This is a genomic window from Vibrio sp. 1978 (assembly GCF_033344345.1).
In genome coordinates this window covers 1-571 of sequence record NZ_JAWPOP010000808.1, presented here as the reverse complement: position 1 = coordinate 571, position 571 = coordinate 1, and the positions used below count along the sequence as shown (strand labels likewise).

Here is a 571-nt window from a genome sequence, read left to right as displayed (position 1 = left end):
GGCGTAGTAATGACAGCGTAACGCAATGAAGAAAACGCTTCACGAGTCAGTTGTGGATAGCGAACCATGACTTTGATCTCTTCACCGTCGCGAATCAAACGCTGTGCTTCTCCGCCGTAAAAACTGCCGCCGACTTGTTGCGCAATCATGGTCAAGTCAAGACCGAGATCGTACGCAACAGGTGCAAGAGAAAGAAGCACTTCTTTACTGCCTGAATCAATGGATGACGAGATATCGTACAACCCTTCTTCTTGCTGCAAACGTTCAATCAAGTAACGTCCTGCTTGATTAAGTTCATTGATGTTGGAGCCAAACAGTAAGTAGCCAAACTCATCACGATCGCCACCACCTGCACTTTGTTCGCGGATCTTGATACTCTTCATACCCGGAATAACAGGCATCGCCTCACGCCAGCGGCGAGCAAGTTCAAAGGTATTGAACGGACGAATTTCCTCATCGACAAGCGGCACTAACACCCGTCCTTCGGTGCGGCTTCTATTTTAAGAAAGCACATCGCGAATCATACCTTGCCCATGATCAGCAATAGTTTGAGACTCGACCTCTTGCATGA

General features: G+C 48.0%; 1 pseudogene. It reads right to left on the bottom strand.

What is annotated here, in order from left to right:
• Window positions 1-571 (bottom strand): annotated as a pseudogene (locus R8N49_RS29230) (efflux RND transporter permease subunit); the annotation flags it as partial.